Raw genomic sequence first — 26,268 nt, forward strand, 5'->3', positions numbered from 1 at the left:
CCCGAACAGGCCTTAAGCTGCGCCTGCCACGAGGGCGAAAGCTGCGGACAAAGAGAGAGCCCAATGCGAATTCTACTGGTTGAAGACAACCGCGATATCCTTGCCAACCTGGCCGATTACCTGGGGCTGAAAGGTTACACCGTGGACTGTGCGCAAGACGGTTTGTCGGGCCTGCACCTGGCGGCAACCGAGCATTACGACCTGATCGTGCTCGACATCATGCTGCCGGGAATCGACGGCTATACCCTGTGCAAGCGCCTGCGCGAAGACGCTCGCCGTGACACCCCTGTCATCATGCTGACCGCACGGGACCAGCTGGATGACCGCCTGCAAGGCTTTCGCTCCGGCGCTGACGATTACTTGCTCAAGCCCTTTGCGCTCTCCGAGCTCACCGCGCGGATCGAGGCGGTATTGCGCCGTAGCCAGGGTGGCGGCAAGCGCTGCTTGCAGGTCGGTGACCTGAACTATGACCTGGACACCCTGGAAGTCACCCGCGAAGGGCGCCGGCTCAAGCTCAACCCGGTGGGCCTGAAGTTGCTTGCGGTGCTGATGCAGAAAAGCCCCCATGTACTGCGCCGCGAAGTGCTCGAAGAAGCCCTGTGGGGCGACGATTGCCCCGACAGTGACAGCTTGCGCAGCCACGTTCACCAATTGCGCCAAGTGATCGACAAACCGTTCGACAAGCCGCTGCTGCAGACCGTGCATGGTGTGGGCTATCGCCTGGCTGAGGGGCGTGATGGAGTTTAAGCAGAGCCTCGCTCAGCGGATTATCATCGCCTTTGCCTTGATGACCGCGCTCGTGGCCGGAGCCTTCGCCTTCGGTATCGTTGCCACCGTCCATCTGGTGGAAAAGAAGCTGATCTCAGCCGGGCTGGGCGGCGACCTGCAGCGCCTGTTGCTGATGGACAGTGTCAGCGAATGGAGCCATCGCCCAGAGCCAGACCAGATGTTCTACTTCAGCGGCGGCCCGGGTGATTTCGATGTATCCCAAGACCTGCGTCATCTGGACCCTGGCTTTCATGAAGTCTTTCGTGAGGAGCGGTCCTATCACGCCATGGTCGAGGTGGTGGACGGTCGTCGCTACGTGCTGCTGCAAGACCAGAACGACTTCGAAGAGCGCGAGCGTGTACTCTTTGCCGTGGTAGTGACCGGTTTTGTCCTCAGCCTGGCGCTGGCGGTGTTCCTCGGTTGGGTGCTGGCGCGCCGGGTAATGGCGCCGGTTGTTCGGCTGGCACGCCAAGTGCGGCACCGGGACCAGTTGCTGGGTCTGGCGCCACCGCTGGCGCCGGATTACGCGGCAGATGAGGTGGGCGAGTTGGCGGTAGCCTTCGATGCGACCCTGGGTCGTCTGCGTGACGCCTTGAACCGCGAGCGTCTGTTCACCAGCGACGTCAGCCATGAGCTGCGCACTCCACTGATGGTGCTCGCCAGCTCTTGTGAGCTGCTGCTGGTGAGCCCCGACCTCGACCAGCGTGCCCGCGCCCAGGTGGAGCGTATCTCCCGGGCCTGCGCGCAAATGCGTGAACTGGTCCAGACCTTCCTGATGCTTGCACGTGCCCAGCATGAAAACGCCAGCGCCGCGTCCCAGAGCACACTGGCGCAGGTTGCTGACGACTTGGTCGGCCTGTGGCGTGAACCTGTCGAGCAAAAAGGCCTGACGTTAAGCTTTATGGTGCGTCAGGTTTCACCGACGCTGCACAACACCACCTTCCTGCAAACAGTGATGGGCAACCTGATTCGCAACGCGGCTCACTACACCGAGCGCGGCTTCATCCGCCTTACCCTGGATGGCGACCGTTTCTGGGTCGAAGACAGCGGCATAGGGATTCCCGAAGAGAAGCGCGAAGCGATGTTCCAGCCCTTTGTGCGCGGCAACGAGAAACGTGGCGAAGGCCTGGGCCTGGGCCTCTCGCTGGTGCAGCGGATTTGCGATGACCAGGGCTGGACGGTCGAGCTGTCGACCATGGAGCCAAACGGTTGCCGGTTTCAGGTTGAACTGGCGCCGAAAAAAAGCTGAGTGCCTTCCCGTCGTAGCATTTAGCCTCTTCTTGACTTCGTAAAACCTTGAAACGTTTGAGGAAGGCCTTAACGATTTTTTCACATTCGCATGACCTGACAATGACTACCGCACCCCTAAGGTGGGCCATCAGAGTCAGGAGGCGCACCATGAGCAACCCGATCAAGCTGGAAGTGGCGCGCAGACTTTCTCATCGACGTGACGAGCAACTGGCACAGCGAGCGCTGGCGCTGGCCGGCGAGCCCGGCCTGGTGCTGGACCTACCCTGCGGAGCAGGACATTTCTGGCCCTTGCTGGCGCAAAAAATGAACCGCGTGATCATTGGCGCCGACAATTGCGCCGACATATTGGCGACTGCCTGCCGCTCGCAGCCTGCACACGTGGTGGAACGGGTACGACCCTTGCAGACATCAGTGTTCGACATCGATTTGCCCAACAACGCTGTCGATAGCATTTTCTGCATGCGCTTGATGCACCACATCGGCGAATCCTCTAACCGCTTGGCAATGCTCAAGGAATTTCAACGGGTTACACGTGACAGCGTGATCCTTTCGCTGTGGGTAGACGGCAACTTCAAGGCTTGGCGGCGCAAGAAGCTCGAACAGGAACGCGAGAAAAAGGACGACGAAGGCAGTTTCCAGAATCGCTATGTGTTACCGGCTGCTACAGTCGAGGCCGAATTCAAGCAATCGGGTTTCCGCATCCAGAAACGATTGGACTCCTTACCCCTCTATGCCATGTGGCGCGTTTACGTATTGCGTAAGGAGTAATAAAGGATGGCAGTAGGGTGTCCAACCAACGACCTTCGGCAAGTGCGTCGCCATTCGTCGTTCAGCGACGCAGACTGGGCCCAGGTGCTCTATTTTTATAGCAAGGCGTATGGCAACCCTATCAAAGGTTTAGGCCTATGAAACTCGAAATAGCTCGAGGTTTGTTTCTTATGGGTGCGTTGGGCGTGGCAACTGCCGCGGCAGCCGCCTGGGAAGTGCCTCGGCCTGAAATTCTCAGCGCAGCGATTGGCAGTGGGCATTGCCCGCTACCGCGCTTGATCAAGGCCCAGGTAGCTGTCAGTCCTGATCAGGATTTACTGCTGTTGATGTTCGGGCTTGCTCTAGGGAAGGGACCACAAGGTTGAAACTGTTTCGTACCACTTGAAGGCCTCGTCAAACGACGAGGCCTTTTTGATTTCTGTCAGCTCATGTGGTTCGCGCAGGAGCAGAGCTTGCTCGCGATAGCACCAGTAGGGTCCAGGCCATGTTGTAGATATCCGCGTCTACCCGTGCGAGGTTGCTGTCGGTTTTGCGGGCCTCATCGCGAGCAAGCTCGCCCCCACAAAAAAAACCAGGGCTTCAGGTGGTTTGAGGTTGCTCCTGGGCGGCCTTGTCCTTGGACGCCAGCAAGGTATAGACGCATGGCAGCACGAACAGCGTGAACAGGGTACCGATCGACATGCCAGTGGCGATCACCATGCCGATATCGAACCGGCTCACCGCGCCGGCACCGGTGGCGAGAATCAGCGGCACCATGCCAAAGACCATCGCTGCGGTGGTCATCAAGACCGGGCGCAAACGGATCGATGCGGCCTCTTCGACAGCTTCCCGGGCAGTCAGGCCTTTTTCGTGCCGAAGCTGGTTGGCAAATTCGACGATCAGGATCCCGTGCTTGCTGATCAGGCCGATCAGGGTCACCAGGCCAACCTGGGTATAGATGTTCATGCTCGATAGCCCCAGGAACAGCGGAATCAAGGCCCCGCAGATCGACAGTGGCACGGTCACCAGAATCACCAGCGGGTCTCGGAAGCTTTCGAACTGCGCCGCCAGCACCAGGAAAATGATCGCCAGAGCCAGGCCGAAGGTAACCCACAGAGCACTGCCTTCCTGCACGAATTGACGCGCTTGGCCGCCATAGTCAAAGGCAAACCCGGCAGGCGCCTCTTCGCTGGCGATGGTGCGCAGGATGGAAATGGCTTCACCCATGCTGACCGTCGGCACACCCTGGATGATCGCCGAGTTGAGCTGCTGGAACTGGTTCAACTGGCGGGGGCGGGCGCGGTCGCTGACGGTGATCAGGGTTGAAAGCGGCAGCATCTCGCCCTGGTTGTTGCGCACGTAATACTGAGTCAGCCAGTCCGGGTTGTCGCGATACGCCCGCTCGACCTGGGCGATGACCTTGTAGCTGCGTCCTTCGATGGTGAAGCGATTGATTTCCGCCTCCCCCAGCAAGGTCGCCAGGGTGCCGCCGAGGGCGTCCATCGACACGCCCATCTGCGCCGCCTTGGCGCGGTCGATATCCACCACCACTTCCGGCTTGTCGAACGCCAGGTCGATGTCGAGAAAGGCGAATTTGCCGGAGGCCAGCGCTCGCTCCTTGACCCGCTCGGCGACCTGCAGCAGCGACTCGTAGTCGTTCGGGGTGTTGATCACAAACTGCAGCGGCAGGCCTTCGCCGGTGCCTGGCAGCGAAGGCAGGTTGAAACCAAAGACCTGCAGGCCGCTGATATTCTCAAGCCTGGTTTGTACTTCCGGTAAAAGCTGCATTTGGGTGCGGTCACGCTCGTCCCAGGGCTTGAGCAGGAAGCCGCCGATACCCGATTGCACACCGTTGAAGCCGTTGATCTGGAACGAGGAGTAGTACTCGGGGAACGCCTTGAAGATCGAGATGAACTCGTCGGTATAGCTGCTCAGGTAATCCAGGTTGGTCGGCTGTGGTGCCGTGGCCATCATGAAAATGACGCCCTGGTCTTCATCCGGCGCCAGCTCCGAGCGGGTGAACATCAGCAGCACCGGAATCAGGCACATGACGATGGCGGCGAACACCAGCACGACTGGCCGGGTATTGAGCGTGCCGTGGAGTATCTGCTGGTAGCGCCGTTTCAAGCGTTCGAAAATCTGGTCGAGGCGATGGGCAAGGCCGGACGGGTTCTCGTCGTGGCGCAGCAGCAGGGCACACATCATTGGCGAGAGGGTCAGGGCGACGATGCCGGAGATCACCACGGCCCCGGCCAGAGTCAGGGCGAACTCCTTGAACAAGGCGCCCGTCAGGCCTTGCAGAAAGCCGATAGGTGCGTACACCGCCGCCAGCGTGATGGTCATCGAGACCACCGGCATGGCGATCTCACGGGCGCCTTCCAGCGCGGCATCGTACGGCGTCTTGCCTTCCTCGATATGGCGATGGATGTTCTCCACCACCACAATCGCATCGTCGACCACCAGGCCGATGGCCAGCACCATCGCCAGCAGGGTCAGCAGGTTGATCGAATAGCCCATCAACTGCATGAAAAACAGCACGCCGATCATCGACAGCGGGATGGTGATCACCGGGATCAACACCGACCGCAGCGCGCCGAGGAACAGGAACACCACCACGATCACGATCATCACCGCTTCAACCAGGGTCTTGACCACTTCATTGATCGAGGCCTGGATAAAGCGCGTGGCGTCGTAGGCGATTTCGACTTTCAGGTTCGGTGGCAACTGTGACTCCAGCTCCGGCATGATCTTGCGCACTTCCTTGATCACGTCGAGCGGGTTGGCGCCGGGGGTGGCCTTGATGCCGATGTACACCGACGGCGTGCCATCGAACGAGCTGACACTGTCGTAGTTTTCGGCGCCCATCTGCACCCGCGCCACATCACCCAGCAGAACGCGACTGTCGCCTTCGGTCTTCAAGGGGATGGCGGCGAAGGCTTCGGCCGACTTGAGTTCGGTGGTGGCGTTGATGCTGGTAACGATGTACTGGCCCTTCACCTCACCTGCGGCGGAGAGGAAGTTGTAGCGGCGTACCGCATCGGTGACGTCGGTGGCGCTCAGTCCATAGCCTGCGAGCTTGACCGGGTCGAGCCAGATCCGCATGGCGAACACCTGGTTGCCGAGGATTTGTGCCTCGGCCATGCCTGGCAGTGTCGCCAGCTTGGGCTGGATCACCCGCGACAGGTAGTCGGTGATTTGCGGGTTGCTCAGCTCACTGCTGAAGAAGCTGATGTACATCAGTGCCGAGGCATCGGCGGCTTCCTTGCTCAGCACCGGGTCTTCGGCGTCTTGCGGCAGCTTGTTCTTGACCTCGTTGGCCTTGGCCAGCAACTCGGTGAACATCCGGTCGCTGTCGGCGCCGATGCGGGCGTAGATCGAAATCACCGAGAAGTTCTGGCGGCTTACCGAGGTCATGTAGTCGATGCCTTCGGCGCTCGCCAGACTTTGCTGCATGGGCTGGGTAATGTAGCCCTGAATGGTTTCGGCGTTGGCACCGGGGTAGGCGGTGGTCACCGTGATCAGGGCGTTTTCCATCTGCGGGTATTGGCGGATGGTGAGGTTGCCGTACGCCTGAACGCCCAGCAGCACGATCAGCAGGCTGATCACCGTAGCCAGCACGGGGCGGCGTATGAACGGATCTGTAAAAGCCATGGGGATGTCCTTGATCAGTCGGCGCGCGGCGGGCTGTTCTTGTCGGCCTGTACGGCCTTGTCTGGGCTGATCGCGATTTGGGCGCCTTGATTGAGCTTCAACTGGCCGGCGGTCACGACCTGCTCGCCACTGTTCAAGCCCTTGTCGATCACCACCCAACCATCACGGCGCTCGCCGGTCTCGACAAAGCGGCGGTCGGCGAACAGCACCGGCTGGCCTTCGGCGGTCTTCTGCACCTGGCCGTCCTCAGCCTTTCTCTCGGCGACCACGTACACCGAGTTGCCATACAGCGTGTAGGTGATGGCGCTTTCAGGCACGACAATGGAAGGCTTGGGCTCAGGCATCAGGACCTGCAGGTTGGCGAACATGCCCGGGAGCAATTTGCCGTCGGGGTTGGCCAGGGTGGCGCGCACCATCACATTGCGGGTGGTGTCTTCAACCTTGGGGTTGATCGCACTGACCGTGCCTTCGAAAGATTGCCCGGGGTAAGCCGCAACGCTGACCATGACCTTTTGCCCCAGCGCCAGTTTTGGCACGTGCTGCTCGGGCACAAAAAAGTCGACGTAGAGGCTGCTCAAATCCTGAAGGGTGGCGATGACCGTGCCGCTGGCCAGGTAGTCGCCGACATCCACCTTGCGGATGCCGACGGTGCCGGAGAAAGGCGCAACAATGCTCTTTTTCGCCAGCGACGCCTTGAGTTGGGCCACGGTAGCCTTGTTTTTCTGCAGTTGTGCGTTGAGGCGGTCGAACTCGCCCTTGGAGATGGCCTGGCTGCCGACCAGTTGCGCGCCGCGGCCGTAATCGAGCTGGGCCAGACCGAGGTCCGCCTGGGCGGTGCCCAGCAGTGCGGTTTCGACGTCGCTGTCGAGTTGCACCAGCGGCTGACCCACCTTGACCTTCTGCCCGGACTCGAATTGCACCGCCTTGACGGTACCGGCCACTTCCAGGCTGAGGTCGACCCCCTGCAGCGCCTTGAGGCTGCCCACCGCTGGCAGGCGGACCTGCCAGTCGCGTTGTTCCGCCGTGACCGCGGCCACGCTGATGGGTGGCTTCGGCACGGAGAATTGCTGGATTTGCTGGTAGATCGAGAAGGCTTTATAGCTCCCCAATACCAGCATAATCAGCAACACAACCCCTAACATGATCAACATGCGGCGGCGCAGCATATTCCAGTTCCTTGGAAAAAAGACGTTGAGAGCAGGCGCGCACATTATTCGCGCAAACGAAGTAACGCCAATGTGCAATATTGCGAAATATTACGCGTTTGCTGCCGTCTGAGAAGTCCGTTTCTCGACGTTTGCTTCAGATCAGGTGCAGGTGGTTGTCCCAGAGCCCTGCCGGCAATGGCAGCGGAGTACCCATGAGCTGCGCCTTGCGGCAGTCGTAAAAACGGCAGCGGCCTTGGCCTGAGGTCACCACAAAACCGTCCTTGACCGCGCCGACCCCGGCGCAGTCGGGGAGCGGTGCATCCAGGCGCACGGCTGCGGTATCCAGGTCCCAGATGAAAAAGCGATTGGCCCGTGGAGCGGTCAACGCCACCAGTCGCAATTCGCTGTGAATGGCGACGCTGGCGGTGTAATGCGCCATCGACTGCAGCTGCTCCTCACCCACCGCGAAGGCTTTGAACGGCTCGCCCGGGCGCTTGATCGCCAGCAGTTCCGCGGTTTCATGGGACGGGCCCATGAACTGCTGCCCGGCGACGATTGTGCCGTCGGCGGCGATGGCCAGGTGTCGCACGCTGTTCATCTGCTGGCTGAGCACTTCCTTGCTGAGCAAAGTGCCGTCGCGCTGCATCAGCACCAGGCTCGGCTCCATGGCGTCGAGGTTCATCTCTACGCGGCTTTCGGCTTCGGTGCGGATACCGCCGTTGGCCACCACCAGGGTCTCGCCGTCCGGCAGCCAGGACACCTGATGCGGGCCAATGCCGTGGGTCGGGATTTCGCCGCTGTAGACCAGCCGGTCCTGCTCGAAACGGTAAATGCCGAGTACGCCACGGCCGGGCTCGGTGGTGTCGTTTTCGGTGGCGTACAGCCAGTCACCGCTGCGGTGGATGACCGCATGACCGTAGAAGTGTCGGTTCGGCTGGGAGACCACGGTTTGCAGCAGCTTACCGTCGCGCAGGTCGACCAGGTAGCTTTCGGTACCGGGCCGGCGTGCCACGAACAGCGCAATCGGCAGTTCCGGGTGGTTGATGATGTCGTGGCAACGCTGGCCAACCTGGGTGGCGAACACCTGGCTGCCGTCCAGTCGATAGCCGACGGCATAGTGCTTGCCGTCGCTGTCGTCCCTTGCCGATAGCAACAGGGGTTGCTTGTCCTTTTGCTGGAACAGTTTCCAGCCACCCAGCGTCACAGCGCTGAGCAGCAGGCTACCGACCGCGAGGACCTGACGTCGCAACATGATCAGTCACCGTCGTTGGCATTGAAGCCGAGTTGGATGCCCAGTGCCTTGGCCAGCTCGCCTTCGTGCAGGCGGTGGACGGTATTGAGGCTGTCGTAGAGGCCGTTCAGTTGCTGGCGGCCAGCCTCGCTGTCGAGCAATTCGGTCAGGCTGCCCTTGATGTCGGCAAAGCGCTTGAGCGAATCGGCATAAGCGGCGTCGATCTTGTCGGCCAGGGCCTTTTGGTCATTGGGCAACAGGCCTCGCAGGCCTTTGTTATCGACCCCGAGCCAGACGGTCTGAGCAGCAGTCAGGCTGGCTTCCAGGCTCTTGATCGACGACTGGCTGCGCCAGGCTTCGGCCTGCAACGGCTGGGGGATACCTTTGCTCAGGCGGCCCATCGGGGTGCCCAGCTTTTTCTTCAGGGTGTCGAGGGCGGTGACCTGGGCGCGGAGCAGATCGGCGATGGCTTCGTGCGAATCGGCATAGCGCTGGTTGGGGAACTTGGTCATCTGCGCCAGCATGCCGTCATTGGTGTTCCAGCGTGCCAGAATCTCTTCGGCCAACACCTTCTGGCGCTCGCCAATGGCCACCAGCAGCGGGCAGTAGCGGGCTTTCTGAGCGGCATCGGCCACGTCCGGCTTGCTGTCGAAAAGGATGTATTCGTAAGCCGACAGGCCCTGGACCACAACACTGGACTTGGCCAGGGCGGCGGCGTCGGGCGGCGTTTCGGTGTTCACCATTTGTTCGACCTGACGGCCGACCAGGTTCTTTTTGTCTGGCCAGAACTGTACTTGCCAGGCGCGGTTGCCTTCAGCCAGTGGCCCGATCAGCAGGGGCTGCAGTTCAGCCCAGGCTTTTTGTGCGTGGAGGAAGTCGGCGCGGGCGGTCTCAAGGCTGGATTTACCTTCGCAATACGCCAGGGCACTGACGGCCAGCTGGCGGTCGGCTTCGACCCAGCGGCTGTAGGTCGGCAGGATCACCTGCTTGGCGATCGCGGCGGAGGTCACGGCCTGCGGGTCTTGCGGCGAGCAGGCGCCCAGGGCAAGGGCGGCGAGGCTGGTGAATAACAGCTTGGGGCGGAACATGTCCGGCTCCTTTCTCTAGAGTGAGTTCAAGAACGCCAGCAGCGCGCTGCGCTGCTCGGCATTGAAGGTCAAAACGTGTTGCCGGGCCGCCTCGGCTTCGCCGCCGTGCCAGAGCACCGCCTCCAAAAGATTGCGGGCTCGGCCGTCATGCAGGAAGCGGGTGTGGCCGCTGACCGTTTCGGTCAGCCCGATGCCCCACAACGGCGCGGTGCGCCAGTCGCGGCCACCGGCCTTGAATTCGGTGCGGTTGTCGGCCAGGCCCGGGCCCATGTCGTGCAGCAGCAGATCGCTGTACGGACGGATCAGCTGATTGGCCTGTTCCGGCTCGGCGGCAGTGGCCGAGCTGGTGAAAGAGGGGGTATGGCAGCCCTGGCAACCGGCCTGGAAGAACAGGGTCTTGCCGGCCAGTGCCTGAGCGGAGTCGACGTCGCGTCGAATCGGTACGGCGAGGTTACGGGTGTAAAACAGCACCAGCCGCTGGATGTTCTCGCTGACCTCCGGTTCACCGTTGGGGCCATTGCCGTTGGGCGCGGCCAGGCAATCGGTTTGTGCGGGGGTGCAATCATCGACGGGTCTGAGGTGGGTGGTCAGGCCCATATCACCTGAAAAGGCGTGAACATTTTGTTGATCCAGCGTGGGCTGACCGGCCTTCCAGCCGAAGCGCCCGAGTACGGTCTTGCCCAAGGCATCGTCCCAGACCCGATTGGGGCGGCCCTTGATGCCATCGCCGTTGCGGTCGTCGGGGTCGGCATTGGCGAGAATCGCTTCCTCCGGGATCGCTTCAAGCAGACCCAGGCCAATCATCGGCGGGGCAATGCGCGCCGAGAGGCGGGCGTCGGGGTGCATCGGGCCGTAGCCCAGCTGAGTGATATTCAGCGTCGGGCGCTGCAGTTCGACCTGGGTGCCGTCCTTGAAGGTGACGGCGACCGGGCTGTAGTCGACCCGCACCTTGCCTTCCGGGGCGACGCCCGGCACCGCCATGTCTTGCAACTGCCCGCCGTAGACCGGCTCGGGGACGATGCCCAATTGTTCGATTTCCCTGGCATAGGCCGGGGCATCGGGGATCGACAGGCGCACCAGCATCGACACCGCGTTGTGGTCATCGGGACCGGGCGGGTGACCGCGACCGTCCTTGATATGGCAGTTCTGGCAGGCGTTGGTATTGAACAACGGACCCAGGCCATCCCGTGCAGTGGTGGTCGACGGGGCGATCACCCAGGGGCTTTTGAAAAAACTGTTGCCGACACTGAAGTCCAGCCGCCGCATCGGCGTCAGGTTGGCCGACGGCATGGAAAAGGCATTCTGGTCACGCTTGTTGACCGTCGAACTGCCACCGGCCAGCGCCTCGCCAGGTTCTGCCTGGGTAAAGCGCGGGGCATCGTCACAGCTGGCCAGCGTCACGGCCAGCAGCAGGATGGGCAGACGGGAAAGCGACAAGGACATCAATAATCCTGGGCAAGCGGGTTAAAAACGGGCGTGCAAGCTTAGCAGGCTAAGGGGATTTGAATAAGAGGGATTTGCGTTTGCTTAGCGTTGGCGGATGAAGATTAATTCACCGCCAGGTAAACGTTCCAAGGAGCGGCTAACAAAAAAGGCGACCCGAAGGCCGCCTCTCTTGAACCGCAGTGCCAATCAGAACTCGTGATCAGCGCTGTCCGGGTTCAGGTCGTTGATGCCCAGCTTGCCGGCAGCCTGTTCGATCGAACCGGTCTGCTTGACCAGGGACGCGATGGCGTCGCGGACGATCTGGTTGCCAGCGGTGTTACCCGCGGCGATCAGTTGGTCGTAGTGCTCGCCCTTGTTGGCGTGGTCAACCATGACCTGGATCTTGGCTTCGGTCGCTTGCAGGTCCGCTTTCAGGGTGGCGTCAGCGGCCGGGTCGATTTTGGCCACCAGCGACGACAGGCTGGCGCCGGTCAGCTTGGTGCCATCAACACGGGTGTACTCGCCCAGGTAGACGTTGCGGATGCCCTTGGCGTCATAGAAGTGCGAGTTGTGGGTGTTGTCGCTGAAGCAATCCTGCTCGTCTTCCGGCGAGTTGGCTTCCAGCGAGACTTTCATCCGCTCGCCCGCCAGTTCGCCCAGCGACAGGCTGCCCATGCCAAACAGCATTTTGCGCAGGCCGCTTTCAGCCGGCTCTGCCTGCAAGGTGGCGCGGTAGTTGCCGGCAACGTTCGGTTTCCAGTTGCCGACCATTTCTTCCAGGTCGTTGACCAGCAGTTGAGTCACGGCCTTCAGGTAGGCACGACGACGCTCGTTGTGGCCGCCGGTTGCGCCGGCACCTTGGAGGAAGTCGCTGGCAGGACGTGCGCCGGCGCCCGGGCCGGTGCCGTTCAGGTCCTGGCCCCAGAGCAGGAATTCAATGGCGTGGTAACCAGTGGCGACGTTCGCCTCGGAACCGCCCAGCTCGTTGAGGCTGGCCAGTTTCTCAGGGGTGATGTCTTTCACGTCGACCTTGTCTTCGCCGACCTGGACCTTGGTGTTGGCGATGATGTTGGCGGTGGCACCCGGGTTGCCCAGCGCGTGCTCGTAGCGCTTGTCGACGTAGTCGATCAGGCCTTCGTCCAGCGGCCAGGCGTTCAGCTGACCTTCCCAGTCGTCGATGATGGTGTTGCCGAAGCGGAACACTTCGCTCTGCAGGTACGGTACGCGCGCCGCGACCCAGGCAGCCTTGGCGGCCTTCAAGGTTTCATCGTTGGGCTTGGCCAGGAAGGCGTCGACAGCGGTTTGCAGGGTTTTCGCGGTGGATTCTGCGTCGCTGTAAACGGCGAAGACCATTTCAGCGTAGTGCGCGACGACAGCCTTGGCGGCTGCTTCGTCGATCGCGCCGGTCGCAGCGGTAGTAGCGGTGCTGGCAGCAGGGGTTGGCGCTTGTGGAGCGGCAGCCTTGTTGTCCTTGCTGTCGCCGCAGCCGGCGAGAGAAATGGCAATGGCCAGCAAACTGGCGGTGGCCAGAGGCATACGAATCATGGCGAAATCCTGCGTCGAGAGGTTGAACAGGTGTGCATGCGCACGAAAATCTGCGACATAATGCGAAAGATTTGCATTTTATGTAAAGAGGTCAGGGCGTATTTCTTCTGGGATTTACCAAGTATTGATGGGCCTTGAGGCCCGTAGCAGGGGTAAGCAGAGGGATCTGGCTCAGAGCACCGACGCGTGATTGCGTTGTGCCTGCTTGAGAAAGGCGGTCAGTTCACGGGCTGGCATCGGCTTGCTATAGAGGTAGCCCTGACCTTCGTGGCAGCCCTCGGCAATGATATAGGCCTCTTGCGCCACGCTTTCCACGCCTTCGGCGATCACCTGCATGTTCAGGCTCTTGCCCAACTGAATGATGGCGCGAACGATGGTGGCATCGTCGTCATCGTCGAGCACATCCTGAACAAAGCTCTTGTCGATCTTGATCTTGTCCAGTGGCAAGGACTTCAAGTAGCTCAGCGATGAGTAGCCCGTGCCGAAGTCATCGATCGCGATCAGTGCCCCGGAGCGACGCAGGCTCAGCAAGTGTTGGGCCGCCGTGCTGATGTCTTCCATCAGGCCGGTTTCGGTGACTTCCAGTTCCAGGCTGCGGGGTGGCAGGCGGTAGATCTGCAGCAGGTTATTGACCACCCGCGGCAGCTCATTGTGGTGCAGTTGCACGGTCGACAGGTTGACCGCCATGCGCAGTTGGGTGAAGCCCTGGTCATGCCATTCGCGCAGTTGGCGGCAGGCCTGGTCCAGCACCCATTCCCCCAGGGTGATGATGTAGCCGTTCTGCTCGGCCAGGGGAATGAACTGGTCCGGCGGCACCAGCCCCAGCTGTGGATGCTGCCAGCGCAGCAGGGCTTCGACGCCGACCACGCTGTGGTCCACGTAACTGACCTGGGGTTGATAGACCAGATACAGCTGATCGCGCTGCAGGGCTTCGCGCAGGTCCTTTTCCATTTCCCGGCGGCGGCGCATCTCGCTGTCGACGCTGGCGATATAGAACTGGTAGCGGTTGCGTGATCGGGCCTTGGCCAGGGTCATGGTCTGTTCGGCCTTTTGCAGCAGCTTTTCAGTGCTGGCGCCGTCTTCCGGGAACAGGGTGATGCCGATGGTGGCGCGCAGGCGGATTTCCTGGTGGTCGAGGGCGAAGGGGGCCTCCAGGTCATCCAGGATGCTCTGGGCCAGTTCGGCCGCTTCATAGGGCTGCTCGATGTCGGCCTGGACCAGCGCGAACTGGTCGCCACCCAGCCGTGCCAGCGCACCCAGGCGGCCACTGTGGGCGCGCAGGCGGTCGGCCAGGGCCAGCAGCAGCTGGTCACCCGTCTGGTAGCTGAATTGCTCGTTGATGCCCTTGAAGTCATCCAGGCCCACGCACAGCACGGCGACCCGGCGCTGCAGGCGGCCGGCATCGATCAGAATCTTGTCCAGTTGCTGTTGCAACTGCTGGCGGTTGGGCAGGCCGGTCAAAAAGTCATATTGGGCCATGCGCAGCAGGCTGTTTTCGGCCTCGTGGCGCAGGTGAGTATTGCGTTCGATCGAGGCCAGCAGCTGATTGGCGGTATTGATCCAGATGCCCAGTTCGTTTTTTTCGTGGCCCTTGAGCAGCGGCAGCTTGTGCTCGCTGGGGCGGTCCGGGTTGATCTGTGTGAGGTTCTCGAGGATTTTCGATAGCGGCTTGGTCAGCAGCCAGTGGTAAACCAGGTACAGCACCAGGCTCATCGCCAGTGCACGCAGCACCCCGGAAATGAAAATGATCACCGAGCTGATAATGAAATCCGTGCCGTAGGTGGCGGTGTCGAGGGTGATGCGCAGGTCGCCATAGTATTCGCTGTAGGGGCCGCGCCCCACCAGGGGTATGGTGAAATCACGCTGCTGGCCGAGAATGAGGTCGGTTAACCAGCGGTTGGGGGAGGCCTGCAGGTCGCGGGTTTTTTCAGCCAGCATGGTTTCGTTGGGGTGGCCGATGGACGCTTTGCGCACGGCCTTGTCCTGAAACAGGCCTTCGATGACCTGCATGGCCATCTCTCGGTCCAGGCTGTAGACGGCCTGGGTGGAGGGGTCGCGAAACATATCGAGGATACGCTGGGCGTCGTTGGCAACGGCCTGACGGGTCTTGTAGGTATCGAACACAATCTGTGCGCAGCTGAGTACCACGCCCACAATCAATGCCGAAAGCAGCACGACCCTGAGCAACTTCACCGACAAGCTGTTTTTGAGCTCCAGCTTCAAAGGGCTATTCCTTTATCCATTCCCACAGTGTCAAGTTGCCAAGTGTTGTTGGCTTTCCTTGTTTACCCGCCCAGGCAGACGACTTTCTGGCGCTGGAACACGGTTTGACTCCCATCCTGTATCGGCCGCGACAGGCTTGAGCTTGAATGCGACGCGGTTCTTTTTCCAGAGTATTGATGTTAGCGCGCTCTGGCTATGCGGCAAGAGGGGGAGTGCGGCCCAGAAACGAAAAAACCCGGCAAATGCCGGGTTTTTTGTGCTCAAGAAGACTTAAGCGGTGAAGGTCTTGCCTTCGAACTGCTCGGCAACGAACTTCCAGTTGACCAGGTTCCAGAACGCCTCGACGTACTTGGGACGCAGGTTACGGTAGTCGATGTAGTAAGCGTGTTCCCAGACGTCGCAAGTCAGCAGCGGGGTGTCGCCGTTGGTCAGCGGGTTACCGGCGCCGATGGTGCTGGCCAGGGCCAGGGAACCGTCAGCCTTTTTCACCAACCAGCCCCAGCCGGAACCGAAGGTGCCAACGGAGGTCTTGGTGAACTCTTCCTTGAACTTGTCGAAAGAGCCGAATGCAGCGTTGATGGCTTCAGCCAGCGAACCGGTTGGTTGACCGCCAGCGTTTGGCGCCAGGCAGTTCCAGTAGAAAGTGTGGTTCCAGACCTGAGCGGCGTTGTTGAAGATACCGCCCGAAGAAGTCTTGACGATTTCTTCCAGGGTCTTGCCTTCGAACTCGGTGCCTGGCACCAGGTTGTTCAGGTTCACGACATAGGTGTTGTGGTGCTTGTCGTGGTGATACTCCAGAGTTTCCTTGGAGATGTGCGGCTGCAGGGCATCGTGAGCGTAAGGCAGCGGCGGCAATTCAAAAGCCATGGTTATTCTCCTAATCAGGTCTGTTGCGGTAGGCGCAAGGCCGATCACGGGCGGCCAGACAATGCGCCGGCGAGTTTGTACTCAATTTCGGCGCAGGGGCTGGATCATAGCACCGGGGCGGGGCCTTAACCACGCAACAACTGTGTGGGAAAGAGGTTCCAGAGCCTTTGCCCGGGCGGACCGGCGGCAGCTCAGCTGAACATGAGTTGCGCCGCGACACCGAACATCATCGCGGCCACCATCAGATCAAGCAGCCGCCAGGTGCTCGGGCGTGCCAGCCAAGGAGCGAGCCAGGCCGCGCCGAGGGCCAGGGTGAAAAACCACATCAACGAGGCGCTGGCGGCACCGGCAACATAGGCGCCGGGTACGGTCTGCTGGGCACCGAGCGAGCCGATCAGCAACACGGTGTCCAGATACACGTGGGGGTTGAGCAGAGTGACCGCCAGGGCACTGAGCAGCACCGCCTTGCGTGAGCGCAAGCCCTGGCCTTCGCCGTATTCCAGGCTCTGTTTCGAGAAGGCTCGGCGCAGCGCCTTGCTGCCGTACCAGATCAGGAACACTGCACCGCCCCAGCGCGCCACGGCGAGTAATGTCGGGTTCTGGGCCAGTACTGTGGCCAGGCCGAAGACCCCGAGCGCGACCAGGATTGCATCACACAATACGCACAGAGCTGCCACTGGCAGGTGATGTTCACGACGCAGGCTTTGCGCCAGGACAAAGGCGTTCTGGGTGCCGATGGCCATAATCAGGCCAAAGGCGACCAACAAACCGTTCAAATAGCTTTGCCACATGGAAATGACTCCGGTTGATAGAACCGAGGCGGCGAAAGCGGCAGCGGTTGTGTAAAGGTATGGGGGCATTTTCCGGAGTTTGGCTGTATAAGAAAAACCAATATTGCTGATCGCTCATTAGGGAAATTTATGTTCGATTACAAATTGCTTTCTGCCTTGGCCGCCGTGGTAGAGCAGGCCGGGTTCGAGCGTGCAGCTCAGGTGCTGGGGTTATCCCAGTCGGCTGTTTCGCAGCGGATCAAGTTGCTTGAGGCGCGGGTCGGCCAACCGGTGCTGGTACGCGCCACGCCGCCCAGCCCCACCGAAATCGGTCGGCGCCTGCTCAACCATGTCCAGCAGGTGCGGCTGCTTGAGCGTGATTTGCAGGGCCAGGTGCCGGCGCTGGACGAAGAGGGCTTGCCCGAGCGTCTGCGGGTGGCGTTGAACGCCGACAGCCTGGCGACCTGGTGGGCAGTGGCGGTCAGTGACTTCTGCGCCGAGCAGCATTTATTGCTCGACCATGTGGTGGAGGATCAGGAGGTCGGCCTCAAGCGCATGCGCGCCGGCGAAGTGGCCGCCTGCCTGTGTGCCAGCGAGCGCCCGGTGGCCGGTGCGCGCAGCGTGGCGCTGGGCGCCATGCGCTACCGGGCGCTGGCCAGCCCGGCTTTTCTGGCGCGGCACTTTCCGGACGGCTTCGAGGCGGCGCGGCTGGCGCGGGTGCCGGCGCTGGTGTTCGGCCCGGACGATTTTCTGCAGCACCGCTATCTGGCATCGCTGGGTATCGAAGGCGGTTTTCTGCACCACTTGTGCCCTTCGTCCGAAGGTTTTATCCGTCTGACCGAAGCAGGTCTGGGTTGGGGGCTGGTGCCGGAACTGCAAGTGCGCGAGCAGTTGGCGGCCGGGACGCTGGTTGAGATATTGGCCGATAGACCGATTGATGTGCCTTTGTACTGGCATCATTGGCGCAATGGTGGACAATTGCTCGCCCGCTTCACCGAGCACCTGAGCCGCACGGCGAGCCAATGGCTGGTGCCCTTGGCGGGATGAAAAGCGTCAAGCCTTTATAGATAGATTGGAGCGGTACATGAAGATTCTGGTCACTGGCGCAAGCGGCTTCATTGGCGGGCGCTTTGCGCGCTTTGCCCTGGAGCAGGGCCTTGATGTCCGGGTCAATGGACGCCGCGCCGAGGGTGTCGAGCATCTGGTTCGGCGCGGGGCGCAGTTTGTCCAGGGTGACCTCACCGACCCCGATCTGGTCCGGCGCCTGTGCCAGAGCGTCGATGCGGTGGTGCATTGTGCCGGCGCGGTCGGCAACTGGGGCCGCTACCAGGATTTTTATCAGGGCAATGTGGGGGTGACCGAGAATGTGGTCGAAGCCTGCCTGAAAACCGGGGTACGGCGCCTGGTGCACCTGTCGTCCCCGTCGATTTACTTCGACGGCCGTTCAAGGCTCAATATCCGCGAAGAGCAGGTGCCCAAACGCTTCCATGACGCTTATGCGAGCACCAAGCACCAGGCCGAGCAGAAGGTCTTTGGCGCGGCGGAGTTCGGCCTTGAAGTGATTGCCTTGCGGCCGCGCTTCGTGACCGGAGCCGGTGATGTCAGCATTTTCCCGCGCTTGCTGAAGATGCAGGAAAAGAACCGCCTGGCGATCATCGGCAATGGCCTCAACAAGGTTGATTTCACCAGCGTGCACAACCTTAATGACGCCTTGCTCAGCGCCTTGCAGGCGGGTGAATCGGCGCTGGGTCGGGCGTATAACATCAGTAACGGAAACCCGGTGCCATTGTGGGATGTGGTCAATTACGTGATGCGACAGATGCACCTGCCCCAAGTGACCCGGTATCGCTCTTTTGGCCTGGCCTACAGTGTCGCGGCGCTGAACGAAGGCTGTTGCCTGCTCTGGCCGGGCCGGCCGCAGCCGACCTTGTCGCGCCTGGGTATGCAGGTCATGAACAAGGACTTCACCCTCGACATCAGTCGCGCCCGGCAATGGCTGGATTATCAGCCCAAAGTCAGCCTGTGGTCGGCACTGGATGAATTCTGCGGCTGGTGGCAGGCGCAGAGGCCGATTCGGCGCTGAACAAGGAACCGGGTTTACACTGTGTGGTCGATTCTGGCGCGATTTTCGCTGTTGAGTTTGGGTATTATTTTGCCACTACGGCAGTTCACGAAGGTTTCCCATGCGTAAAGACGATGAGTTTGACTTGCCCAGCTTGAGCGCCGGTAACCGCGATGATGACGACGACTTCTCCGGCACTGCCGCTGCCCGGGAGCGCACCACGGTCTATTCGCGTACCACGCCAGTGGTCAAGGTAAAGGCCCCGAGCACAGGTCCCTTGTGGGCGATCATTGGTGCGCTGCTGATCGCCGTGGTCGGCCTGGGCTGGTGGAGCTTCCAGCAGATCTCGTTGATGGAGCAGCAACTGGTTGCCACCCAGGAGAGCTTTGCCCGTATCAGCGAGGAAGCGGCGGGGCGCCTGCAAGCGATTACTGGCAAAGTGGTGGCCACCGAGTCCACCGCCACCAGCGGTAGCGAAGCTTTGAAGCTGGAAATTCGCCAGCTGCAAAACAAACTGCTGGAGCAAAGCAAGCAGCAGCAAGGCGTGGTCGGGCAGCAAAGTGGCCTGGACAAGCGTCTGAGTGATGCATTGGCCCAGGTTGGCGAGCAAAAGGCGGTCAACGATCAGTTGCAGGCCCAGCTCAGGAGCCTGAGCGGCGAACTGGCGGCACTTAAATCCGCGCAGCCTGATCAGAGCAAGGTCGATGCCGAACTCAAAAGGCTGGCTGGCGACATCGCCGCCCTGAAAAAGCAGGGTAACCAGAGCGCCGCCATCGACCGTCTGGAACAGGATGTGCTGGTCCTCAAGAGCCAGCAGGACAACCGCCCGGCAGCCAGCCAGGGCGGTGGCGCCAGCACGGCCGAGTTCGACGCCTTCCGTGGCCAGACCACGCGCAGCATCAATACTCTGCAGAGCCAGATCCAGAACCTGCAGCAACAAATCAACGCCCGTCCTTGAACCGCAGCAGCGGCGTCGGTCTCGACGCCGCTGTGAACGCCCTGAAACCGGCGCCCGACCGGCTATCGGCAGGCAAGAATTTCTTTTTAAAACCCCCTTCTCAAGCGCTTGGCGAAGCATAGAATGGCGGCGCTGTTCAGCGCCCCATAACGACAACATTTCGACTTTCCCTCATCATGTCCGAACCGAACCCTTGCTTGAGTTGCGGCGCTTGCTGCGCGCATTTCCGTGTGTCTTTCTATTGGGGGGAATGTGCCTCGGCGGGCGGCCCGGTGCCCGATGAGCTGGTGGTCCAGGTGGCGCCCAACCGGGTCGCCATGATCGGCACCGAAAGCAAGCCTTGCCGCTGCGTGGGCCTGCAAGGCGAGGTGGGCAAGGCGGTGAGCTGCGGCATGTATGAGCAACGCTCCAGTACCTGCCGCGAGTTTGATGCGTCCTGGTACGACGGCCAGCACAATGGTCATTGCGACACCGCGCGAGCAGCCTATGGTTTGCCACCGTTGGTGCCGGCGTCGGGGTTGATTGCGGCGGTGCAAATCGAGTCTGTGAGTGCCATCGCGTAACGAAGTTACAAGGCCAAACCCATGAAACCGTTGTTCACCTTTCTCTCCGTGCTCGCGATTGCAACGAGCCTTTGCGGTTGTATCGGGCCGCCGATGGCCTTGACGCCACAGACTGCGCAACAGTTGCAGGCGCAGCCGCCGATCCGTTTCCTGCTGACCTTTGACGACGGCCCCAGTGCTTCCGGATTCTACAATCCGACCCTTTCGGTGCTCGATGACCTGGCCCAAAACCCGGTGCAGCCGGGTATCAAGGCGGTCTTTTTCGTACAGACTCGTGCACCCAGGGCCGGGGGGAGCGAGTTGGGACGGAAAATCATGCGCCGTGAGCATGACGAAGGCCACATCCTGGGCTTCCACACGGCCACGCCGTGGCACACCAATCACCGTTCTCTGAGCGCGCAGGAGCTGGAACAGTCACTCACCGACGGACGCGCCGACATCGCCGCCATCACCGCGGCGCCACCGGTCCTGCTGCGTCCGCCGTTCTGGAACTACGACAAACGTACCTTTGCCGCCTATCAACGGCATGGCCTGCATGTGTTGTTGACCGATCTGAGTGCCAATGACGGCAAGGTCTGGGGTATCACCGCCAGCCCACAAAGGCGGGCCAACCTGCTCAAGCATCTCGCCGAGGTGCGCGAGCGAATCGCTGCTGGAGAACAGCCAGTGGTCGATGGGGTTATTCCGGTGGTGGTGACCTTTCACGATCTTAATCGCTACACCGCCCGGCATATGCAGGAGTACCTGCAGATCCTGATGGACAGCGCGCGCGAGACCGGGGTGAGAACGGCGGACAAGCCGTTCTACGACGATCGATCAGCCTTGCTGCGAGCGGCCATGGCCCGCACGGTGCGTGACAGCTCCCAAGCCGTCCAGTTGCCGGGGTTCTGGAACTGGTGGTGGGGGGGCAATGCGCGTTAGGTCGGAGCGGGGCACAAACCTCCTGTAGGAGCGGACCTGGCCGCGATGGGCTGCGAAGCGGCCCCGGCGATTCTGAAACCACCTGCACTTAAGCTGAGTCGCAGATGTCACTGGCCTAAGGGGCCGCTGCGCGGCCCATCGCGGCCAGGTCCGCTCCTACACCGAGCGCACGCCAACTCATCAACGATCAGTAAACCATCGGTACCCGTCGGAGGCCTTGTCGGCTGGGCTATCTCCGTCCGGGTAGAATCCCTCTGGCTCAGTACCGAGCAGAATCTCAGACACAAAAAAACCGGCTCATCTGGCCGGTCTCTTTGATTCTGCAAGCCGGTAGGGACTCACAGCTACTGCTGTTTGGTGCCCCCGGGGGGACCAGAAAGGTCTATATAAAACGGGGCTTATAGCTGAAATATTTGATTAGGGATACACGTAGGGATACAGATTTTTATGGCCTGATGTAAAGAACGAGCCTCGTGAGATCCCTACGTCTGAATTCCGCTGAAAAAGTCTAAACCCTCAGTCTTCTGGTCGGTTGGCGCCGGCAGGTAGGGGGGCTCGGGTTTCATAACCGATGTCCCTACGATGTACCGGATCAATGCTTGGAGCGTTTGAGCAGCTCCTGGGGCATCTGCCAAACTGCTAGTCATTGCGGCGACGATCATAAGAGAACCTATGATGTTTTGCCACTTTGGAGCCTTCGACTGCGCTTCGGCTTTTATTTCTGCTAAATATTCATTGATCAAGACTCTTGTTTCATAATTCAGTGAGCGTGAGTTTTCAACCTGTTGCGCTGCGCTGTCTATCATTTCAATGACAACGCTTTCTTTTACTCGTGAAGGTTTAAACACATCGTTATCAAGTGTCGCTTTATGACGAACTATTTCTTCGGCTATTTTTAGTGTGGAAATTAATTTGTCGCAGTTAACGATAGTTCGCTCAATTGAAATGCTTTCCTCGCCGAATAAACGTTTTGTTTCGATGGTGGAGAAGATCCGAACGTACATGACTGATTTTGCGAGCCCTTTTAGGAATGATGTCGGTGTAGGCGGCCGAGACATCTGCAGTTTTAAATTGATCAATGAAATTTGCTCAATTAATAGTGCGTCTTTTTCTAAGTGCTCTAGTGTGAGATAAGTTTCTTTATCAATGTGTGCAATGTTTCGTTTGATAGAGCTAAATGTCTCAGGAAATGCGTCCATCACCTCTATGGCATTTTCAAACGATTCAAGTTTTCTAGTGATATATAAACCGGTAAAAGAAATGTCAGTTTCCATCGAGGCAATGTCAATCAGGAACTTTCTAATCAGTCTTGTGCTGTTGCCCAGGCTGTAGATATCCAACCAGTCCATGTGTTTTTACCTTGGTTCCATTGGGGTTGTTGTTCGATAAAAAATATGTTCAAGGCATGGCTCAAGCTCGTGCACGTGCATCGAAAAGCAGAAGCTACCCGCGTAATCTACCGATGTCCATGGCCGGCCGCTCGCGAAATTAGCGGGGGCCCCTGGAGAATGCGCAGTCTTACGGGGTCGGAAACCCGCGGGATCTCGTTAGCCGCAAACGCCCCTGCTTACTGAAATTTCAGCGTTGAAATTGGAAGGATCTTGAAGAAAAAAGGGCATCGTTACCATCTCGGTAAAGGTGGCCAGGGATTAGCCGTTTCGTAGGGCAAATGCACGGGTGAACCAGCAGTTCACCCGGTTCACCTGTTCACTAAGCTGGGAGTGCTCCCACTAACAAGGTCCGGCGGGTTTCCGACCCCGTACCCACCGAACATCCCCAGGGTCCCAGGCGAGTCGGTGTCCCGGTCGATGCATCTCCCTGTTCCTTGTTGGCAGACGGCACCTCAAGCGTCCTGGCGTTCGGTGACCCAGCGCTCGAATTCTCCATTAGTCGATACCAAGCCAGTATTGCTTTCGCTGGCGGAGCTATCACTGATGGGGTGTGGGGCTCGAAAAGACGTGTTACAGGTGTTGCGGGTGTTACAAGCTATTCTAACTAATTGAATTTATTAGACTTTATTAGTGTTACACACCATGCATCTTTCGCGTGCATTGGGTGTTACAAACCAAATAGGTGTTACAGCAGCGTTTACAAATTTGGGTAAATCGTAGGCCGCAATCGGCCCAGGCTGTGTAAAAACTCCAGCTGAAATTCAACGTGCGCGTTGCTACGCGAAATCCTTAGAATCTGGCCGGGCTGGAATGCTCAGAATTCATTCGGAGACGCCGAAATTGATCATCAAACGATCAGTGCTCGGGGCTCAAAACGTTTTTACACAGCCTCGGCCATAAGCGGACTTTCGAATGAGTCTAGGAAATTAGGTGATTCACACAGGCGGTGGTCTGGCACAGCAGCCACCACTCATCTAGCGGTACTGAGACGCTACTCCAGAAAATACTCCATACCGGCTCCCACAGACCCGCCATTGCAATCCCTCTCGTCCACGCCGCGATGCATCGTGGTAAATAGCCAGCGATCATAGCGACGCCCATGGACTAGGCTTTGTACGAAAAGTGCCTGCGCGCGATCATGCCGCGTTGAAAACAGGTTCGGAATGCCCATTGGCAACCAGTCAACTCCGCTTCTGCGTCTGTTTTCGCCTTGCCTGATCGCCGCTCGGCGACTTTTCGTACAAGCCCTAGCAATTGAGGGTTGATCCTGATGGGCCTTGAACAGCCCCTTGTGCTTTAGACCGCCGGGCCTCCAAGAATTTTTTGGCACGGGTCTTCATCTTTGTAATTTGCACTTGAAACCTTTTGTCGGCGTGTTTGAGGTCTCGTTTGTTGGTCTTTTCCATGGCTTCCCTGAAGGCTCTATCTACAACTTCCAAACGCATCAGATCCGTGGGCTCGATTACTGGAGTTATGCCCTTCGGTTTACCGATGAACATCACTACTTGCGTTTCACGAACGTCAGCAGGCATAAACCCGAACCGCTCGTAGATCTGCACCATTGACGGGTCGCAGGACAGGGCAAGAGTAGGTGATATTTCCATTACGGAGCTCATCATCTGAGTCATCGCGCCCCTACGACGGAACCGCCTATGCACGGCGGTGTAGTAGATATTGCACTCAAGGACGTCAGTCATAACCAGTCCGAAAAGCAAAAAACCTATTACTTGGCCATCCACTGTCGCTGCCGTGAGTACCTTAATATGAGGGAAGTCGTGACGAGTAATATATGTTCGAATTTCCTCGACAATAAGCGCTCTATAATCGTCGTAGAGTGGGTGCTCTAGCGGGGGGGCGGGTCATGCTCAAAGAGGTGGCGTTGTCGCTCACTAACTCAAGGATCGTTTGGCATACCGCTGGTGCAACAGGTGTGGAGTAGCGAGCAATCGTTAACATAAGAACCCTTACAGAATGACTGTTGCAATTAAATATCTAGAGAGCTATCACATCAGCCACTACCAACTAGTCACTTCGTAACCGCACACCCTAAGCTTCTTTGACGATTTCTCGCTGCCAAGCCCCTGTGGGTCTAGATTTACATAGACTACGCCATTGATGTTGTTAGGTGTTTCGATGTTCCCCTTCACCAAGGCACAAACATTTTCCCGCCCGAGCTTCGCCATCAAATAGCCGTGCTCGAATACAACATTCTGTCGTGCTCTGTCTCTTGGGCCAACCACTTGTTTTTCATGATGCCCCCGGCCTTGATCACACGGCGTATAGAGCACAATGGCAAAGTCAGCCTCGCCAGAGTAGTGCTCAATTTTTTCAATAATGGTTCATCCACCACTCGCCTGTTCGTGAAGAATAATCGACTTCAGCCCGATGCTTTCAACGAAACGGCTGACTTCTTGTTTAACCTCGTTATCCCGCCCGTGTACGATGAACACATTCCGTTTGTTCCTTGCAATCGTGGTACTACCAGAGGCGTCGTAAACTGGAATAGGAAAAACATTTATATTTTGGGGCAACGGCAGGGCATTGAATGCAGCAGATTGCTGGTTTGGTGCCGTCACAGCGCCGAACTCAAGTTCGTTAAGCAACTCAGTAAATTGTTGCGACAGGTAAGTCCTTCGTTCGGCATATGTGCTGAATTTCGGCTGGATAAAGCCCCAGAACGATTCAAGGTCTCTGTGGTGCTTTAGCCATGCAGGGAGCCGACTGGCGATATCGTTGTCATTAAGCAGCTCGTGGCGGAGTTGCTGATATTCACCCGAGTCAGCAGGTTTTCCTGTAGCGTGAGCGATCAGCAAATTTTGTAAATAGCTGACCTTGTCGAATCGCGTTTCTAAGTAATTCAAGCTCATCAAACGAATTCCATTCTCGGTGATGCCAGTGGGCAGCAAAGTGCACGGCAACCTCAGCCGCAGCACAGACCCGCGCAAGTCGGAAACGCTACAGTTTTGCCACTACTCTGTCCATCATGTGCATATAAGTGGCCGAAAGACGGCCCATATAGCTCATCCCACATGCGATGGCGTAGGTCTGTAGAATTTTGTTCAACTCCCGGTGCCGCTGTGGAACGCGGCCAAGCTAGCCACTGTACGAAACCCTGTGAAACCCAACCGACGCTTCTTGTGAGGCCAGATATTGCACCTCAAGCTCAACGATCAGGGCGCGCTCCATTGTGACCCAGTGGCGGGATTACCCTGGGTTCCTTATAGTTCAGTACCTCGCGGTCATCCGGCGTCTTCACGGTACAACTGCACTCCGTCGACGTGGCGAAGCCGAACCCAGAGATGCCGGAGATCCCAGTGGATTTTACCCCGCTGGTGGAGCGCGCGCAGGCCTTATGTCGTCGCTGAATTGTTGTGCAACCTCTGGACCTCTCATCCATTGGTCTAGTCTGGCGAGAAACGGTAAGCCGGTCGTTATGTTCCTTTGCTCACTGCCATGAAAGGAGTATGCAGATGGGGTGCGAGGTTACTGTAGCGGTTCAAAAGCTGGAGAAAGACGAAGAGGTTCCCGAGTTTGAAAGCTTGACACCGGTGGAGTGGAGGGTCATCCAGTATCACCGTGGCCTGAACAAGCTGGATCAGGAATGGATGTTACGGCTGGTGTCGACGCTGGTGGAGTAAACGGTACGTGAGTGATTAATA

The 26,268-nt window shown here is 59.1% G+C and carries 21 protein-coding genes and 2 pseudogenes; 11 read left to right on the top strand and 12 right to left on the bottom strand.

What is annotated here, in order from left to right; all coding sequences use genetic code 11:
* Nucleotides 1–63 precede the first annotated feature (63 nt).
* The 5 genes and pseudogenes from colR to GUY40_RS28285 all read left to right on the top strand — a co-directional run bounded on the left by colR (nt 64) and on the right by GUY40_RS28285 (nt 3,152).
* Complete coding sequence (colR, locus tag GUY40_RS11820) at nt 64–747, top strand: two-component system response regulator ColR (protein ID WP_166569129.1); 684 nt, start codon at nt 64–66, stop codon at nt 745–747.
* Nucleotides 737–2,017, top strand: coding sequence for a HAMP domain-containing sensor histidine kinase (locus tag GUY40_RS11825; protein WP_166569130.1), 1,281 nt, complete (start codon nt 737–739; stop codon nt 2,015–2,017). Before colR ends, GUY40_RS11825 begins: the two co-directional genes overlap by 11 nt.
* Nucleotides 2,018–2,166: 149 nt before the next feature.
* On the top strand, nt 2,167–2,787 hold the full coding sequence (locus GUY40_RS11830) for a class I SAM-dependent methyltransferase (protein WP_306092841.1): 621 nt from the start codon (nt 2,167–2,169) through the stop codon (nt 2,785–2,787).
* Nucleotides 2,788–2,814: 27 nt separating this feature from the next.
* A pseudogene (locus GUY40_RS28280) lies at nt 2,815–2,928 on the top strand (InaA protein); the annotation flags it as partial.
* Entirely contained in the window at nt 2,925–3,152 is a 228-nt protein-coding gene (locus tag GUY40_RS28285) for a hypothetical protein (RefSeq protein ID WP_166569132.1), read from the top strand. The pseudogene GUY40_RS28280 and the gene GUY40_RS28285, both read left to right, overlap by 4 nt.
* 214 nt (nt 3,153–3,366) lie before the next feature.
* On the opposite strand, the gene GUY40_RS11840 is transcribed toward GUY40_RS28285, so the two are convergent.
* From GUY40_RS11840 to GUY40_RS11880, 9 genes are all read right to left on the bottom strand, one after another.
* Nucleotides 3,367–6,417, bottom strand: coding sequence for a multidrug efflux RND transporter permease subunit (locus GUY40_RS11840; protein WP_166569133.1), 3,051 nt, complete (start codon nt 6,415–6,417; stop codon nt 3,367–3,369).
* Nucleotides 6,418–6,431: 14 nt separating this feature from the next.
* On the bottom strand, nt 6,432–7,583 hold the full coding sequence (locus GUY40_RS11845) for an efflux RND transporter periplasmic adaptor subunit (RefSeq protein ID WP_166569134.1): 1,152 nt from the start codon (nt 7,581–7,583) through the stop codon (nt 6,432–6,434).
* 136 nt (nt 7,584–7,719) lie between these two features.
* Nucleotides 7,720–8,817, bottom strand: a complete 1,098-nt coding sequence (locus GUY40_RS11850; protein WP_166569135.1) for a DUF1513 domain-containing protein — start codon at nt 8,815–8,817, stop codon at nt 7,720–7,722.
* 2 nt (nt 8,818–8,819) lie between these two features.
* A complete protein-coding gene (locus GUY40_RS11855; protein WP_166569136.1) occupies nt 8,820–9,884 on the bottom strand; it encodes an imelysin family protein in 1,065 nt (354 codons plus the stop codon).
* Between the two features lie 15 nt (nt 9,885–9,899).
* A complete protein-coding gene (locus tag GUY40_RS11860; RefSeq protein ID WP_166569137.1) occupies nt 9,900–11,327 on the bottom strand; it encodes a di-heme oxidoredictase family protein in 1,428 nt (475 codons plus the stop codon).
* Nucleotides 11,328–11,516: 189 nt separating this feature from the next.
* On the bottom strand, nt 11,517–12,854 hold the full coding sequence (locus GUY40_RS11865; RefSeq protein ID WP_166569138.1) for an imelysin family protein: 1,338 nt from the start codon (nt 12,852–12,854) through the stop codon (nt 11,517–11,519).
* A gap of 171 nt (nt 12,855–13,025) precedes the next feature.
* Nucleotides 13,026–15,077, bottom strand: a complete 2,052-nt coding sequence (locus tag GUY40_RS11870) for a bifunctional diguanylate cyclase/phosphodiesterase (protein ID WP_166569139.1) — start codon at nt 15,075–15,077, stop codon at nt 13,026–13,028.
* Between the two features lie 270 nt (nt 15,078–15,347).
* Nucleotides 15,348–15,944 carry a superoxide dismutase gene (locus GUY40_RS11875; protein WP_166569140.1) on the bottom strand — a complete coding sequence of 199 codons (597 nt, stop codon included), beginning with the start codon at nt 15,942–15,944 and terminating at the stop codon, nt 15,348–15,350.
* 191 nt (nt 15,945–16,135) lie between these two features.
* The gene (locus GUY40_RS11880; protein WP_166569141.1) at nt 16,136–16,735 is read right to left on the bottom strand and encodes a LysE/ArgO family amino acid transporter; all 600 of its coding nucleotides are present in this window, start codon (nt 16,733–16,735) and stop codon (nt 16,136–16,138) included.
* Nucleotides 16,736–16,864: 129 nt separating this feature from the next.
* On the opposite strand from GUY40_RS11880, the gene GUY40_RS11885 reads away from it, so the two are divergent.
* The 5 genes from GUY40_RS11885 to GUY40_RS11905 all read left to right on the top strand — a co-directional run bounded on the left by GUY40_RS11885 (nt 16,865) and on the right by GUY40_RS11905 (nt 21,218).
* Nucleotides 16,865–17,761, top strand: coding sequence for a LysR family transcriptional regulator ArgP (locus GUY40_RS11885; RefSeq protein WP_166569142.1), 897 nt, complete (start codon nt 16,865–16,867; stop codon nt 17,759–17,761).
* Nucleotides 17,762–17,798: 37 nt separating this feature from the next.
* The gene (locus tag GUY40_RS11890; protein WP_166569143.1) at nt 17,799–18,797 is read left to right on the top strand and encodes an NAD(P)-dependent oxidoreductase; all 999 of its coding nucleotides are present in this window, start codon (nt 17,799–17,801) and stop codon (nt 18,795–18,797) included.
* A 100-nt stretch (nt 18,798–18,897) separates the two neighbouring features.
* Nucleotides 18,898–19,734, top strand: coding sequence for an ATPase (locus tag GUY40_RS11895; RefSeq protein WP_166569144.1), 837 nt, complete (start codon nt 18,898–18,900; stop codon nt 19,732–19,734).
* A gap of 176 nt (nt 19,735–19,910) precedes the next feature.
* Nucleotides 19,911–20,297, top strand: a complete 387-nt coding sequence (locus GUY40_RS11900; protein ID WP_166569145.1) for a YkgJ family cysteine cluster protein — start codon at nt 19,911–19,913, stop codon at nt 20,295–20,297.
* Between the two features lie 21 nt (nt 20,298–20,318).
* Nucleotides 20,319–21,218, top strand: coding sequence for a polysaccharide deacetylase family protein (locus GUY40_RS11905; protein WP_166569146.1), 900 nt, complete (start codon nt 20,319–20,321; stop codon nt 21,216–21,218).
* Between the two features lie 482 nt (nt 21,219–21,700).
* Here GUY40_RS11905 and GUY40_RS11910 read toward each other — a convergent pair whose 3' ends face one another.
* The 3 genes and pseudogenes from GUY40_RS11910 to GUY40_RS11920 all read right to left on the bottom strand — a co-directional run bounded on the left by GUY40_RS11910 (nt 21,701) and on the right by GUY40_RS11920 (nt 25,476).
* On the bottom strand, nt 21,701–22,567 hold the full coding sequence (locus GUY40_RS11910) for a hypothetical protein (protein ID WP_166569147.1): 867 nt from the start codon (nt 22,565–22,567) through the stop codon (nt 21,701–21,703).
* Nucleotides 22,568–23,856: 1,289 nt separating this feature from the next.
* Nucleotides 23,857–24,420 (bottom strand): GNAT family N-acetyltransferase, encoded by a 564-nt coding sequence (locus tag GUY40_RS11915; RefSeq protein WP_166569190.1) that lies wholly within the window; start codon nt 24,418–24,420, stop codon nt 23,857–23,859.
* A 204-nt stretch (nt 24,421–24,624) separates the two neighbouring features.
* Nucleotides 24,625–25,476 (bottom strand): annotated as a pseudogene (locus GUY40_RS11920) (TIR domain-containing protein).
* A gap of 603 nt (nt 25,477–26,079) precedes the next feature.
* Here GUY40_RS11920 and GUY40_RS11925 point away from each other — a divergent pair.
* Nucleotides 26,080–26,247, top strand: coding sequence for a hypothetical protein (locus GUY40_RS11925; RefSeq protein ID WP_166569148.1), 168 nt, complete (start codon nt 26,080–26,082; stop codon nt 26,245–26,247).
* The last annotated feature ends 21 nt before the right edge of the window (nt 26,248–26,268 follow it).

The sequence above is a fragment of the Pseudomonas sp. R5(2019) genome, from assembly GCF_009905435.1.
GTDB lineage: Bacteria > Pseudomonadota > Gammaproteobacteria > Pseudomonadales > Pseudomonadaceae > Aquipseudomonas.